Consider the following 15,202-nt stretch of genomic DNA (forward strand, 5'->3'; position numbering starts at 1 on the left):
GTCGACGCCGTCCCAGGCGACGGTGTCCCGGTCGATCCACACCGCCTTGGAGGTGGTCGGGTCCAGCGCGGCGGCGCTGCCGGCCGGCTGGGGCAGCAGGTACTGCTCCTGGCCGTTCACCAGCCAGACCTCGTTGCCGCTGGCCTTGAGGTCCAGGGACTGGTCGGCCGGGAGATCCTTCTCGTCGCCCTTGTGGATGATGTAGCCGAGACTGGTGGCACCCTCGGTGAGCGGCACCTCGAAGACCGCGCCATAGGCATCAGTCTTCACCGGCTCCAGCGGGTCCGACCAGTCGGTGGGGTGCGCGGCACCCGTCCAGACGTGCAGGCCCCAGCCGTCGTAGTTCCCGTCGGCGCGGTGGTAGTGCAGGACCGCCTTGGACTTGTCCTGGGCGGGATAGTCGGGCCGTTCCGTGCGTACCTCGGCCTTGCCCTGCTCGATCCACACCTCCCCCGTCCTGGTGACGTCGATGGACCGGTCGGCGGAGACGTCCTTGGTGCCGTCCTTGTCGATGACCAGGAAGCCGACCTTGGAGGCGCCGGGCTTGAGCCTGACGTAGGCGAAGGCGCCGTAGGCGTCCCGGCCCGTGAAGGGTTGGCTGGCCGGCCAGTTCGTGGCCTCGCCGTCGGCGAGGTCGCCCCAGGCGTACAGGCCCCAGTCGGCGTACTCGCCGTCCGTGCGCTGGTAGTGGACGATCGCGTAGTCCCGGGAGGAGGCCGTGGGGACCTCGGGCGCGGGCGGGGTGCCGGTGGTGCTGCTCGCCGTGGCGCTCGCGGTGCGCCCGGCCGAGTCGATGACGACGGCCTTGTAGCGCAGGGCGGTGCCGGCGGGCACGTCCCTGCCGAGGGTCTGGGTGACCTGGTAGGGGGCGTGGTCGGCGGAGCCGAGCGTCTTCCACGTGCCGTTTCCGACCTGGGCGGCGAAGACGACCCGGTTGAGCTGTCCGCCGTCGACGCCGGCCTTGAGGACGACCGTCCCGGTGGCACCGGCGGCCGGGGCGGCCAGGGTGATCACCGGCTTGGTGGCGGGCTTGTCGAGGGTGCCGGCGGCCTTGTAGACGACGGCGGAACCGGCCGGGACGGTGACGGTGACCTTCCTGTCGCCGTCGGACGTCACCGGGCCGGTGGCCCCGTAGACGCCCCGGTACGGCATGTCCGCGGATCCGGTCGCGAAGGTCGCCGTCTTCTCGGAGTCGGCGTTGTTGAACGCGACGACGTACTCCTGGCCCGTCCGGGCGTCGGTGCGCGTGACGGCGTAGACACCGGGCCCGTCGGCCGCGTACCGCTCGGTCTGCACTCCGTCGGTCAGGGCCGGGTTGGCCTTGCGGAGCCCCGCGAGCGCGGCGATCCGCCGGTACAGCGGGGCCTTGGTGTCGTAGGCGGCGCTCGCGTGGGTGCGGTCGGTGCCGATCTCGTCGTCGTCCAGGTAGTCGGCGACCTGGGAGGCGAACATGGTCTGGCGGGCGTCCTTGTCGCCGCCGGAGCCGGTGAAGCCCTGCTCGTCGCCGTAGTAGACGACCGGGTTGCCCCGGCTGAGGAACATCAGCTCGTTGGCGAGCCTGTCCTTCTTCAGGATCTCGGCGTCGGTGGCCTTCGGGTTGTCCTGCTTCAGGAAGTACCCGATGCGGCCCATGTCGTGGTTGCCGAGGAAGGTGACCTGTTCGTAGGCGTTGGCCTTGTCGGTCGTGTACGTGTAGTCGTCACCGAAGACGCTCGCCAGCTTGCGCGCGCTGCCGCCCTGGGAGGCGTAGGCGCGGGCCGCGTCCTGGAAGGGGAAGTCGAGGGTGGCGTCCAGGCGGCCCTGGGTGACGTACGGGGAGGTGACGGCGGTGTCGGCGGAGTAGACCTCGCCGAACATGAAGAAGTCCTTCCGTCCGCGCCCGGCCGCGTACCGGTCCAGCGCGGTCGCCCACTGGGTCCAGAACTCCATGTTCACGTGCTTGACGGTGTCGATCCGGAAGCCGTCGACGGCGAAGTCCCGCACCCACCGCTCGTAGATCTTCTCCATGCCGTGGACGACCTCGGGGCGCTCGGTCCACAGGTCGTCCAGGCCGGAGAAGTCGCCGTAGGTGGTGGACTCGCCGGCGTACGTCGAGTCGCCCCGGTTGTGGTACATCGTCGGGTCGTTGAGCCAGGCCGGGACCTTGCTCCCGCTCGTGGCCCTCGGGGTGTACGGGAAGGAGGCGCCGGAGACGGCCGGGAACTTCCGGCCGCCGTCGGCGTAGTCGGCGTCGTCGAAGGGCTCGCCGTCCTTGGTGAGGTAGGGGAAGGCGCCCTTGGACAGGTAGTCGTAGGACTTCTCGTCGTAGTCCACGACGTCGGCGGTGTGGTTGGTGATGACGTCGAAGAAGACCTTCATGCCCTTGGCGTGGGCCTTGGAGATGAGGGACTTGAGGTCGTCGTTGGTGCCGAAGTGCGGGTCGACCTGGGTGAAGTCGGTGATCCAGTAACCGTGGTAGCCGGCGGAGGCTTTGCTGCCGGTGCCCTGCACGGGGCGGTTCTTGAAGATCGGCGCCAGCCAGATGGCCGTGGTGCCGAGCCCCTTGATGTAGTCCAGCCGCTTCGTCAGGCCCTTGAGGTCGCCGCCCTGGTAGAAGCCCTTGTCGGTGGGGTCGTACCCGGTGGACAGGCGGGAACCGGTCAGGCCGCCCCTGTCGTTGGAGGTGTCCCCGTTGGCGAAGCGGTCCGGCAGGACGAAGTAGAACTGCTCGCGGGTGGCGTCGTGCCGGGCGGGTACGGCGGCGAGCCGCGCGTCCGAGGGGGGCGCGGGCGGGCCGGCCGCATGGGCGGCCAGCGGCTGGAGCAGCGCGGCGGCGAGGGCCGCGGCGGTGACGGCCGCGGCCCGTCGGCGGTGCGGGGTACGGCGCCTGCGCGGCGCCGGCCGTCTCGGTATCACAGGTGATGACTCCTTGCGGGGGTGGCTGAGGGTTTGCGGCAAGGGGCGTGAAACCTCCCGCAAGAGGTTCCACGCTCCGTCAGGCGAAGGCTCAGCAGCTCGACTTGCCGGCGTAGAGCGCGAGGGCCGTGTTCGAGCCGAGGGTGGCGGTGAACTGCCCGCTGGAGTTCACCGTCACCGGGGTGTTGTTCTGGACGTCGCAGTACGTCCCGGCCGGGAGGGACGTCTGGTAGGTGCGGGTCAGGGACGAGGACTCGTGATTGATCGCCACGTAGCCCTTGGTGCCGCGGCCGAACGCGATCGCGTTGTTGCCGTTGTCCCACCAGTGGGTGACCGCCTGTCCGCGGGTCGCGTTGCGGAAGGCGACCATGGACTTGATCTCCGGCCAGGCGTGCTGGCACTTCCAGCCGTCCTGCCAGCAGGCGTTCACCTGGCCGCCGCTGGGCGGGCCGGCGTCGGCGTCCGACCACTCGTAGCCGGAGTTGACGTCCGGGGCGCCGTACGGCCAGGCGAGCATGAAGACGTTGGCCAGGGTGTAGTCGGCGCCGCTCTTGTAGTTCAGCGTGCTGCCGTTGCGCTCGGTGTCGTGGTTGTCGACGAAGACGCCCGCGACCGAGCTGCCCAGATAGCCCCAGCCCTCGCCGTAGTTGGTGAGGTAGGCCAGCTTCTCGCTGGTGAAGACGCGCTTGAGGTCGTAGGCGTAGCGGAACTCCTGGACGTCTCCGTTGCCGGTGTACTCGGAGGGCTGGACGGCCTCTCCCGCGCCGTAGATGACCTCCTGCTTCCAGTAGGCGGACGGGTTGGTCAGGCGGCTCTTGATGTTCGTCAGGTCACCGGCCGGGATGTGCTTGGCCGCGTCGATGCGGAAGCCGTCGACGCCGAGGGTGAGGAGGTCGTTCAGGTAGCCGGCGATGGTCTTGCGGACGTACTCCTCGCCGGTGTCGAGGTCGGCGAGGCCGACGAGTTCGCAGTGCTGCACGTTCCAGCGGTCGGAGTAGTTCGACACCTGGGAGGTGCAGTCGTCGACGTCGTGGACCGAGTACAGGCCCGGGTAGTCGTACTTCGTGTACGACGAGCCTCCGGTGCCGGTGCCGCTGCCCGCCGACATGTGGTTGATCACGGTGTCCACGACGACCTTCACACCGGCCGCGTGACAGGTGTTCACCATGTTCCGGAACGCCGTGCGGTCGCCGAGGCGGCCCGCGATCCTGTAGGACACGGGCTGGTACGACGTCCACCACTGCGCCCCCTGTATGTGCTCGGCGGGCGGGGAGACCTGGACGTATCCGTAGCCGGCGGGGCCGAGGGCGCTGGTGCACTCCTTGGCCACCGAGGCGTAGTTCCACTCGAAGAGGACGGCGGTGACGTCCTTGGTGCCGGGCGGGGAGGCCTCGGCGGCCGTCGGGGTCATGCCAACCAGAGCGGCGGCTGTGAGGGCGACCGCCGTGGGGAGCGTTCTGCGTGCCATGTGGGGTTCCTTCGACGTTGAAGGCGACGGGACCGCTGAAGGCTCTTGCTGAAACATTTCAGCAAGCTTGCGGTGACGCAGATGTTAAAGGCCCGCTGGCCGAAAGGCAGCGGGCCGTTGTGAACTTGATGCAAGAACTTTCAGACGGGGGCTCAGAACCGGCCCCGTGTCCGGCTGTCAGTCCGTCGTCGTCCACCAGACCGTGGTGTCGGCGGGCACCTTCGTCTCGCCGTCCGCCTCGGTCACCTCACCGCTGGTGAGCAGGACGCGGCCGTACGACGGGGTCGTCACCGACTCGCCCGTGGTGTTCGCGACGCACACGAAGCCGCCGCGCCGGAAGGCCAGGACGCCCTCGGGCGCCCGCAGCCACTCCACCGCCTCCCCCGCGCCGAGGTCCGGGTGGGCGCGGCGCGCGCGCAGCGCGGCCCGGTACAGCTCCAGCGTGGAGCCGGGGGCGCCGGTCTGCGCCGCCACGCTCAGCCCGGCCCAGTCGGCGGGCTGCGGCAGCCAGCTGCCGCCGCTGCCGAAGCCGTAGGAGGAGCCCTCGCGGGTCCACGGGATCGGGACGCGGCAGCCGTCGCGGAAGCCGTCCTGGCCGGCGCCCCGGAAGTACGCCGGGTCCTGGCGCACCTCGTCGGGCAGGTCCACGACGTCCGGGAGGCCCAGTTCCTCGCCCTGGTAGATGTACGCCGAGCCGGGCAGGGCGAGCATCAGGAGGGTGGCCGCGCGGGCGCGGCGCAGGCCCAGCTCCCGGTCCCCGGCGGTGCGGATCTGGGTGCCGAGGCCGGGCGGGTTGGCGAAGCGGGTGGCGTGCCGGGTGACGTCGTGGTTGGACAGCACCCAGGTGGCGGGGGCGCCGACCGGGCGCATGGCCTCCAGGGTGCGGTCGATGACCGTCCGCAGCTCCTCCGCGTCCCACTCCGTGCTCAGGTACTGGAAGTTGAAGGCCTGGTGGAGTTCGTCGGGGCGGACGTAGTTCGCGGTGCGCTCGACGGTCGGGGTCCACGCCTCGGCGACGAAGATCCTCTCCCCCGCGTACTCGTCGAGGATCTTGCGCCACTGGCGGTAGATCTCGTGCACGCCGTCCTGGTCGAAGAACGGCATGACATCGTTGCCCAGCAGCTTGAGCTGGTCGTGGGCGCCGAGGTCGGGCAGGCCGTCGGCCTTGACCAGGCCGTGGGCGACGTCGATGCGGAAGCCGTCCACGCCCATGTCCAGCCAGAAGCGGAGGATGGAGCGGAACTCGTCGCCGACGGCCGGGTGGTTCCAGTTGAAGTCGGGCTGCTCGGGGGCGAAGAGGTGCAGGTACCACTCCCCGTCGGCCACACGCGTCCAGGCCGGGCCGCCGAAGATGGACTCCCAGTCGTTGGGCGGGAGTTCGCCGTCCTTCCCCTTGCCGGGGCGGAAGTGGTAGCGCTCGCGGAGCGGGGAGCCGGGGCCCTCGGCGAGGGCGCGCTTGAACCACTCGTGCTGGTCGGAGGAGTGGTTCGGGACCAGGTCCACGATGATGCGCAGGCCGTGCGCGTGGGCGTCGCGGATGAGCGCGTCGGCGTCCAGCAGCGAGCCGAACATCGGGTCCACGGCGCGGTAGTCGGCGACGTCGTAGCCGGCGTCGGCCTGCGGGGAGGCGTAGAAGGGGCTGAGCCACACGGCGTCGACGCCGAGGTCACGCAAGTAGGGCAGGCGGGAGCGTACGCCCTCCAGGTCGCCCATGCCGTCGCCGTTGCTGTCGGCGAAACTGCGCGGGTAGACCTGGTAGATGACCGCGTCCCGCCACCAGTCGCGGCGGTCGGCGACGGTGACGGCGGAGTGGCGGGCCGGTGCGGCAGGGTGCTGCTGGCTCATGGCGTCCTTGATACGTAACGGGGGCATGGTGGGCGGTCGGTGGGTACGGCGGTGAGGCGGGCCGCGGTGACAGCGGGGTCTGGGGGTCCCCCCGGGTCGGGCGAAGCCGAGAGCTGGGGGAGGCACCGCGGCCGCCTGGTCGGTGCGGGCGTCAGCCCTTGGTGCCGCCGGCGGTGAGACCGGTGACGAGGTTCTTCTGCACGAGGTAGAAGAACACGGTCACGGGTATCGCGATCAGCACCGCGGTGGCGGCCATGTAGTTCCACTGGGCGTCGTGCTCGCTGACGAAGGTCTGGAGGCCGACGGCGAAGGTGTACTTGGAGTCGTCCAGCAGGAAGGTGGTCGCGAAGGCGACCTCGCCGACGGCGGTGATGAAGTTGTAGAACGCGGCCACGGCCAGGCCCGGCCGGGCCAGCGGCAGGATGAGCCGGAAGAAGGTGCCGAAGGGGCTGAGCCCGTCGACGCGTCCGGCCTCGTCGATCTCGAAGGGGATGGTGTCGAAGTACCCCTTGAGCAGCCAGGCGCTGTACGGCACGGCGGTGGAGCAGTTGATGATGATCAGCGCCCAGTAGGTGTCGATGAGACCGAGCTCGCTGAAGATCTCGTACATCGGCACGATCAGGATGGCGATGGGGAATGCCTGCGTGAGCAGCAGGACCCACATCAGCTGCTTGTAGCCGGGGAAGCGCATGCGGGAGACCGCGTAGCCGGTGGTGGCGGCGACGAAGACACCGATGAGCGTCGTGCCGAGGGCCACGATCATCGTCGACTTGAACCAGTCGAGGAACCCGGTGTGCTCCAGCACGAAGCTGTAGTTGGAGAAGCTGAACTTGCCCGCGATGTCGGCCGGGTGCAGGTAGTCCTCCTTGTCCGGGCCGAGGGACAGGTAGAACAGCCAGGCCACCGGGGCCAGGGCGATCAGGCTCGCCACGGCGAGGCCGCCGTGCAGCAGGGCGGCGCCGGCCGCGCCGCGCTCGCCGCGCCGGCGCACGCGGCTCCGGGGCGCGGCGGCGGGGGCCGGGGCGGTCTCGGTCTTGTCCAGGGTCGTGGTGCTCATGGCGGCGGCTCCTGCGGCGTCAGACGGCGAGCTGGTCATTGCGCTTCAGCCAGCGGAAGTAGAAGGAGGTGAAGACGGTCAGGATCGACAGCAGCAGCACGCCGTACGCGGCGGACTGGGCGAAGTCGCGCGGCTGCTGGCCGAAGCCGAGCTGGTAGGCCCAGGTGACGAGGATCTGGGCGTCCGGGGCGGAGTTCTTGCCGAACAGCAGGAAGATGATGACGAACTGGTTGAAGGTCCAGATGATGCCGAGCAGCACGACGGTGGAGCTGACCGAGCGCAGGCCGGGCAGGGTGACGTGCCGGAAGCGCTGCCAGGCACTGGCGCCGTCCATCTCGGCGGCCTCGTAGAGCGAGGAGTCGATGGACTGGAGGCCGCCGAGCAGGGACAGCATCATGAACGGCACACCGCACCAGGTGTTGACCATGATCGCGGAGAACCGCTGCCAGAAGGTGTCCTCCAGCCACTCCGGCTGGGGCAGGTGGAGCGAGCCGAGGATCTGGTTGAGCACGCCGGAGTCGGCGAGCATGATCCGCCAGGAGAAGACGGTGACGAAGGTCGGCACGGCCCACGGCAGGACGAGCAGCAGCCGGTAGACGGTACGGCCGCGCAGCTTCTGGTTGAGCATGAGCGCGAGACCGAGACCGATGCCGTAGTGCAGGGCGACGCAGGCGACCGTCCAGAACACGGTCCACAGGAAGTGCGACCAGAAGCGGTCGTACGCCGTCGGGCCGAACAGGATGTCCCGGTAGTTGTCCAGGCCGATGAACTTGTAGGTGGCGTCGATGTGGTTGACGCCGATCGTGCGGGCCGAGTTCAGGCTGTTGGCGTCGGTGAGGGTGAGGTAGAAGCCCCGCACCAGCGGGTAGCCCACGAGGACGCCGAGCACGACGACCACCGGGGCGATCATCGCGTAGGCGTACCAGTACTTCTGGAAACCGTTTCGGACGCGCTGCCCCAGCCCGGGCCGCGGCGCGCGGTCACCGCGGCGCTTGCCGGTCGCGCGGTCGATGGCGACTGTCATGGTTCGACACCTTCAAGAGATCAAGGGGTTGGGCCGGGCACAGGGCGGTGGCCGTCGGATCCTTCCCCCCGTTCGCTCAGGAAGGATCCGACGGCCACGCGGGCTTACTTGCTGAAGCCGCTCACCAGCTTGGAGATGGCCAGCTCGGCGTTGCCCAGGCCCGTGTCCAGCGACTCCTTGCCGCTGGCGACCTTGGGCAGCTCGGTGTCGAGCGGACCCCACAGGGAGCTGTACTCGGGCAGCGCCGGGCGGGGCTGGGCGGCGGCGAGGACGCCCTGGTAGCCGGCGATGCCCGGGTCGGCCTTGACCTTGTCGGTGTAGGCGTCGGAGCGGGTGGGCAGGGTGGAGTTCTTCAGCGCGATGGTCTCCTGGGACTGCGCCGAGGTCATGAACTTGACGAACTTCAGCGCCGCCGCCTGGTGGGCCTTGTCCGAACCGGCGTAGACCGAGAGGTTGTGGCCGCCCGTCGGGGCGCCCGCCTTGCCGGCGGAGCCGGCCGGGACGGTGGCGATGCCGAGGTTGGACTTGTCCTGGAAGGCGCTGCCCTTGTAGAAGTTCGTGATCTCCCAGGGGCCCTGGATGATCGCGGCGACCTTGCCGTTGACGAACGCGTCCTGGATGTGGGCGTAGGCGTCGGCGGTGGCATCGGCCTTGTGCAGGCCCTTGCCGGAGAACAGGCTCAGCCAGGTGCCATAGCCCTTCTTGGCGGCGGGCGAGTTCACGGTGATCTTCTTGGCGGCGGCGTCGACGGTGTCGGTGCCCTCGCCGTAGAGGAAGGGCTGGGCGTAGTAGGCCTGGGTGGAGCCCCAGTAGCCGTCGACCCCGGCCTTGTCCTCGATCTTGGCGGCGTCGGCCTTCAGCTCGTCCCAGGTCTTGGGGGCCTCGGTGATGCCGGCCTTCTTGAACAGGGCCTTGTTGTAGACCAGCGCGAGGGTGTCGGTGACCAGCGGCACGCCGTAGGTCTTGCCCTCGTACTGGGCCTGCTTGATCAGGTTCGGCTCGAACTTGCCCTGGTCGGCGAGGGCATCGGTGCCGTCGAGGGGCAGGAAGAAGCCCTTCTTGGCGAAGGCGGGGGTCCAGCCGACCTCGGAGCGCAGCACGTCCGGGGCGCCCTTGGCGCCGGCCGCGGTGTCGAACTTGTTCTGCGCCTGGTCGAAGGGGACGTTGACGTACTTGACCTTGACGTCCTTGTTGGCAGCCTCGAACTGCTGGATCAGGGCCTTGTACGCCGGCGCCTCATTGGTGGCGTTGGAGGTGTCCCACCAGGTGATGGTGACCGGGCCGTCCGACTTTCCGCTGTCGCTGTCGCTCCCGCCGCACGCCGTCGCCGTCAGGGCGAGGGACGCCACCAGCGCGGAGGCCGCTATGCCACGCCGCATGAGTTCTCCTTGAGGGTTAAAGCCCGAGTGGTACAGGGGACGGTCCCGTCCGCCCCTGCGACTTGCCGACTGCGCCGTTGCCGCGGCCGGGCGACTGGGAACGTAACAGCCATGTAAGCGTTGCGAAAGACCTTGCAGAAAAAAAGTGCAAGGGGACACGATGGTTACCCCGTCGTGACCAGCCGTCGACCACGGCGCGACCCAGTGGTGCTGGCGTTGAGCGGTGATGACGACAGGTGTGCAAGACTTGCAAGCTCTTGCCACCGAGAATCCCGAGGGAGCGCGATGACGCAGCAACCCACGGCAGGCCGTACGCCCGCCCGCGCCCGGCGTCCGGCCGGTGTGCAAGGAGAGATACGACCGGTACAGTCCAGTGCCGTGACCACACGGCTTGCCGACATCGCTGCGCAGGCGGGGGTGAGCGAAGCGACCGTCAGCCGGGTCCTCAACGGGAAGCCGGGAGTCGCCGCCACCACCCGCCAGTCCGTGCTCGCCGCGCTGGACGTGCTGGGCTACGAGCGCCCGGTACGGCTGCGGCAGCGCAGCGAGGGCCTGGTGGGCCTGATCACGCCGGAGCTGGAGAACCCGATATTCCCGGCCCTGGCCCAGGTCATCGGCCAGGCGCTGACCCGTCAGGGCTACACGCCGGTGCTCGCCACGCAGACCCCGGGCGGATCGACCGAGGACGAGCTGACCGAGATGCTCGTGGACCGCGGGGTCGCCGGGATCATCTACGTCTCCGGGCTGCACGCGGACACCACCGCCGACATGCAGCGCTACGAGCGGCTGCGTGCCCAGGGCGTGCCGTACGTGCTGGTGGACGGGTTCTCGCCGAAGGTGCAGGCGCCGTTCATCTCCCCCGACGACCGGGCGGCGATGTCGCTGGCGGTCACGCACCTGGTGTCGCTGGGGCACACCCGGATCGGGCTGGCGCTCGGACCGAAGCGGTTCGTGCCCGTGCAGCGCAAGATCGAGGGCTTCGTCCGCGCGGTGCAGGACCAGCTGGGGCTGCCCGCCCAGACGGTCGAGACGGAGTTGGTCCAGCACTCGCTGTACACCCTGGAGGGTGGTCAGGCGGCGGCGACGGCGCTGATCGAGCGGGGCTGCACGGCGGTGGTCTGCGCCAGCGACATGATGGCGCTGGGCGCGATACGGGCGGCCCGGCAGCGGGGCCTGGAGGTGCCCCGGGACGTGTCGGTGGTCGGGTTCGACGACTCCCCGCTGATCGCCTTCACCGACCCGCCGCTGACCACGATCCGCAAGCCCGTCCCGGCCATGGGGCAGGCGGCGGTGCGCACGCTGCTGGAGGAGATCGGCGGGACACCGGCGCCGCACAGCGAGTTCGTGTTCATGCCGGAACTGGTGGTGCGCGGTTCCACCGCTTCGGCGCCGAATGTCCTCCGCACGTCGTAGAAGGTGCGCCGCGGACCCAACCTTGGGATGATCGGCCGAGGAAGCCTTGTCTGGCAGACTTTGTGCCTATGAGTGACTCGACCGTGACAGAGCCGGAAGGTCGCGAGGAGGTGGCCGTTCCGCGGGCCGTCACGGGCGAGGTCCCACGTGGTCCGCTGGGCCGGCTGCGGCGGCCGAGGCGGCCCCGGCTGTGGTTCGAGGTCCTTTTGATCGCGGTGAGTTACTGGACGTACTCGCTGATCCGCAACGCCGTGCCGGAGCAGCGGTCGGCGGCGCTGCGCAACGCGGACTGGATCTGGCGCACCGAGCACGCGCTGGGCATCGCCGTCGAGCAGTCCGTCAACCACGCCGCCAACTCGGTGACTTGGCTCATCATCGGGATGAACTACTACTACGCCACACTGCACTTCGTCGTCACCATCGGGGTGCTGGTGTGGCTCTACCGATGGCATCCCGGCCGCTACGCGGCGACCCGGATGGTGCTGTTCGCGACCACGGGCGTGGCCCTGGTCGGTTACCACCTGTTCCCGCTCGCGCCGCCCCGGCTGATGCGCGGCGGGCGCTTCGTGGACACCGTGACGGCCCACCACACCTGGGGCTCGATGGCCTCCGGCGACCTCAAGCACATGTCGAACCAGTACGCGGCGATGCCGTCGATGCACATCGGCTGGTCGCTGTGGTGCGGCCTGACGGTCTTCGCGCTGGCGTCGGTGCCGTGGGTGCGGGTGCTGGGGCTGCTGTATCCGACGGCCACCCTGCTGGTGATCGTCGCCACCGCCAACCACTTCTGGCTGGACGCGGTGGGCGGTGTGCTCTGCCTGACCTTCGGGTTCACGGTGGCCCGGGTGTGGTACGGCAGCCTGCCGCACGCGCTGCCCCGGCTGGTCCCGGCCCGGACCCCCGCGCCCGCTCAGGCCCTGTCGCCGTAGAACAGCTCCTCCACCACCGTGCGCGCCCGGCGCGTGGTACGGCGGTACGCGTCCAGCATGTCCCCGGCGTGCCCGGCGCCGTAGCCCAGGTAGCGGCCCACGGCGGCCAGCTCGCGCGGCTCGGTCGGGAAGGTGTCCCCGGCCCGGCCGCGGACCAGCATCACCGCGTTGCGCACCCGAGTGGCCAGCACCCACGCCTCGTCCAGGATCTCCGCGTCCTCGGCGGACAGCAGCCCGGCCTCGCGGGCGGCGGCCAGGGCCTGGCGGGTGCGGGTGGTGCGCAGGCCCGCCTCCTGGTGGCCGTGGCGCATCTGGAGGAGCTGGACCGTCCACTCCACGTCGGACAGCCCGCCGGGGCCGAGCTTGGTGTGCAGCTTGGGGTCGGCGCCGCGCGGCAGCCGCTCGGACTCCATGCGGGCCTTCAGCCGGCGGATCTCGCGGACCCCGTCCTCGGTGAGACCCTTGGCCGGGTGGCGCAGCGGGTCGATCAGCTCGACGAACCGCCGGCCCAGGTCCGCGTCGCCGGCGACCGGCTCGGCCCGCAGCAGCGCCTGTGACTCCCAGACCAGGGACCAGCGGCGGTAGTACGCCTCGTACGACTTCAGGGTGCGCACCAGCGGGCCCGACTTGCCCTCCGGGCGCAGGTCGGCGTCGATGAGCAGCGGCGGGTCGGCGCTGGGCAGCTGGAGCAGGCGGCGCATCTCGGCGACGACCTTGTTCGCGGCGGCCGACGCCTCGTGCTCGTCCACGCCGTCCTGCGGCTCGTGCACGAACAGCACGTCCGCGTCGGAGCCGTAGCCCAGCTCGTGCCCGCCGAAGCGGCCCATCCCGATGATCGCGAACCGGGTGGGCAGGGTGTCGCCCCAGCTCTCCCGGACCACCGCGCGCAGGGTGCCCGCCAGGGTCGCCTTGGTGAGGTCCGAGACGGCCGCGCCGACCCGGTCCACCAGGGCGCCCTGGTCGGCCTCGACGGGGCTGGTCTCGGTGCCGTAGGAGCCGACGATGTCGGCGGCGGCGGTGCGGAACAGCTCACGGCGGCGCACGCCACGGGCCGCGGTGACCCCCTGCGCGGCGTTCTCCGCGCGGCCCACGGCCGCCAGGATCTCCTGCTCCAGCGCGGCCCGCTGCCGCGGCGCGAGGCCGCCGCCGAGCGCCGCGGGGCCCGCTCCGCTGCCGTCGCCCAGCAGGGCCACCGCCTCGGGGGCGCGCATCAGCAGGTCGGGGGCGAGGCGGCCCGCCGACAGGACGCGGGCCAGGTTCTCGGCCGCCGCGCCCTCGTCGCGCAGCAGGCGCAGGTACCAGGGGGTCTTGCCGAGCGCGTCGGAGACCTTGCGGAAGTTCAACAGGCCGGCGTCCGGGTCGGCGGAGTCCGCGAACCAGCCGAGGAGGACCGGCAGCAGGGTGCGCTGGATCGCCGCCTTGCGGGTCACGCCGGAGGCCAGGGCCTCCAGGTGGCGCAGGGCGGCGGCCGGGTCGGCGTAGCCGAGCGCCACCAGGCGTTCGCGGGCCGCCTCCGGGCGCAGCCGGGCCTCGCCGGGGGCCAGTTGGGCGACCGCGTCGAGCAGCGGGCGGTAGAAGAGCTTCTCGTGCAGCCGGCGTACGACGCCGGTGTGCCGCTTCCACTCGCGGTTCAGCTCGGCCACCGGGTCGGCGCGCAGGCCCAGGGAGCGCCCGAGGCGGCGCAGGTCCGGCTCCGCCTCGGGCACGAGGTGGGTGCGGCGCAGGCGGTAGAGCTGGATGCGGTGCTCCATGGAGCGCAGGAAGCGGTACGCCTCGTCCAGGCGGGCGGCGTCCTCCCGGCCTACGTAGCCGCCCGCGGCGAGGGCCGTCAGGGCGTCCAGGGTGGTGCCGCTGCGCAGGGCGGGGTCGGTGCGGCCGTGCACCAGCTGGAGGAGCTGGACGGCGAATTCGACGTCCCTCAGGCCGCCGGGGCCCAGCTTGAGTTCGCGGTCGATCTCGGCCGCGGGGATGTTCTCGACCACCCGGCGGCGCATCTTCTGCACGTCCGCCACGAAGTTCTCGCGGTCCGCCGCCTTCCAGACGAGGGGTTCGAGGGCGTCGATGTACGCCTGGCCGAGCGCCTCGTCCCCGGCCACCGGGCGGGCCTTGAGCAGGGCCTGGAACTCCCAGGTCTTCGCCCAGCGTTGGTAGTAGGCGAGGTGGCTGCTGAGGGTGCGCACGAGGGGGCCGTTGCGGCCCTCGGGGCGGAGGTTGGCGTCGACCGGCCAGATGGAGCCCTCGACGGTGGTCTCCGAACAGATCCGCATCAGGTGCGAGGCGAGTTTCGTCGCGGCCTTCAGCGCCTGGGGTTCGGGGACGCCCTCGGCCGGCTCCGCCACGAAGATCACGTCCACGTCGGAGACGTAGTTCAGCTCGTGGCCGCCGCACTTGCCCATCGCGATCACCGCGAGGCGGCAGGCGGCGGCGTCCTCCGGGGCCGCGCGTTCGGCGAGGGACAGGGCCGCGCGGAGCGTGGCGGTGGCCAGGTCGGCGAGCTCCGCTGCCGCCTCGGCGACGTCCGTGGTGCCGCAGACGTCGCGGGCGGCGATGGAGAGCAGGCAGCGGCGGTAGGCGACGCGGAGCGAGACCGGGTCGGCGGCCTCCGCCAGGCCGCGCTCGAACTCCGCGACACCCGGGTGGAGGTCGTGCGGCTCGTAGGTGACCAGGGCCTGCCAGTCGCCGGGGTGGCGGGCGAGGTGGTCGGCGAGGGCGGCGGAGGCGCCGAGGATGCCGAGCAGGCGGTCGCGCAGGGGCTTGGCCGCGATGAGGGTGTCCAGCAGTTCCCGGTGGGCGGTGGGGGTGGGCTGGGCCTCCAGGAGGCCGACCAGGCCGTGCAGGGCGAGGTCGGGGTCGGCGGTGGCGCCGAGGGCTTCGAGGAGGACGGGGTCGTCTCGGACGGGGGCCAGTTCGGGGCCGTCGAGGAGGCGTTCGGCGGCGGACGGGTCGGTGAAGCCGTGCCGCAGCAGACGGGTGAAAGTGCTGCTTCTGCGCCCCGGCGTCATGTCCGTGGTCTCCCCTCGGATCCGCTGTCGTCCTGGCCAGAGCCTAACCGGAGGGGGCGGGGGGTGGCGGGTCGCGGTCCGGGGACTCCCGCGGGCGGGGCTTCGGGGGGCGGGCGTCGGGTGCCGGGTGCCGTGCGGCGGCTTGGGCGGGTGGGGCGGGGGGCGGAGCGCCGGGGGCCGGTCCAGTGCC

The 15,202-nt window shown here is 70.9% G+C and carries 9 protein-coding genes; 2 read left to right on the plus strand and 7 right to left on the minus strand.

Annotated elements, in window-relative coordinates:
• The 6 genes from IE273_RS42425 to IE273_RS42450 all read right to left on the minus strand — a co-directional run.
• On the minus strand, positions 1-2,895 hold a 2,895-nt coding region (locus tag IE273_RS42425), incomplete at its 3' end, for an alpha-amylase family glycosyl hydrolase (protein WP_268257552.1).
• 91 nt (positions 2,896-2,986) lie between these two features.
• Complete coding sequence (locus tag IE273_RS42430; protein WP_189820447.1) at positions 2,987-4,363, minus strand: alpha-amylase; 1,377 nt, start codon at positions 4,361-4,363, stop codon at positions 2,987-2,989.
• Between the two features lie 177 nt (positions 4,364-4,540).
• On the minus strand, positions 4,541-6,208 hold the full coding sequence (locus IE273_RS42435) for a glycoside hydrolase family 13 protein (RefSeq protein ID WP_189820448.1): 1,668 nt from the start codon (positions 6,206-6,208) through the stop codon (positions 4,541-4,543).
• Positions 6,209-6,359: 151 nt separating this feature from the next.
• On the minus strand, positions 6,360-7,265 hold the full coding sequence (locus IE273_RS42440) for a sugar ABC transporter permease (RefSeq protein ID WP_189820449.1): 906 nt from the start codon (positions 7,263-7,265) through the stop codon (positions 6,360-6,362).
• Between the two features lie 19 nt (positions 7,266-7,284).
• Positions 7,285-8,289 (minus strand): carbohydrate ABC transporter permease, encoded by a 1,005-nt coding sequence (locus IE273_RS42445; protein ID WP_189820450.1) that lies wholly within the window; start codon positions 8,287-8,289, stop codon positions 7,285-7,287.
• Positions 8,290-8,393: 104 nt separating this feature from the next.
• Complete coding sequence (locus tag IE273_RS42450) at positions 8,394-9,668, minus strand: extracellular solute-binding protein (RefSeq protein ID WP_189820451.1); 1,275 nt, start codon at positions 9,666-9,668, stop codon at positions 8,394-8,396.
• A gap of 378 nt (positions 9,669-10,046) precedes the next feature.
• Between IE273_RS42450 and IE273_RS42455 the strand changes: the two genes are divergently transcribed.
• Together IE273_RS42455 and IE273_RS42460 are read left to right on the plus strand one after the other, a co-directional pair.
• Positions 10,047-11,081 (plus strand): LacI family DNA-binding transcriptional regulator, encoded by a 1,035-nt coding sequence (locus IE273_RS42455; protein WP_268257553.1) that lies wholly within the window; start codon positions 10,047-10,049, stop codon positions 11,079-11,081.
• Positions 11,082-11,149: 68 nt separating this feature from the next.
• Positions 11,150-12,010, plus strand: a complete 861-nt coding sequence (locus IE273_RS42460; RefSeq protein ID WP_189820453.1) for a phosphatase PAP2 family protein — start codon at positions 11,150-11,152, stop codon at positions 12,008-12,010.
• Here IE273_RS42460 and IE273_RS42465 read toward each other — a convergent pair.
• Entirely contained in the window at positions 11,992-15,012 is a 3,021-nt protein-coding gene (locus IE273_RS42465; protein WP_189820454.1) for a bifunctional [glutamine synthetase] adenylyltransferase/[glutamine synthetase]-adenylyl-L-tyrosine phosphorylase, read from the minus strand. The two genes, IE273_RS42460 and IE273_RS42465, sit on opposite strands and share 19 nt — an antisense overlap.
• Positions 15,013-15,202 lie beyond the last annotated feature (190 nt).

It is taken from the genome of Streptomyces olivaceoviridis (genome assembly GCF_014650115.1).
Classification (GTDB): domain Bacteria; phylum Actinomycetota; class Actinomycetes; order Streptomycetales; family Streptomycetaceae; genus Streptomyces; species Streptomyces olivaceoviridis.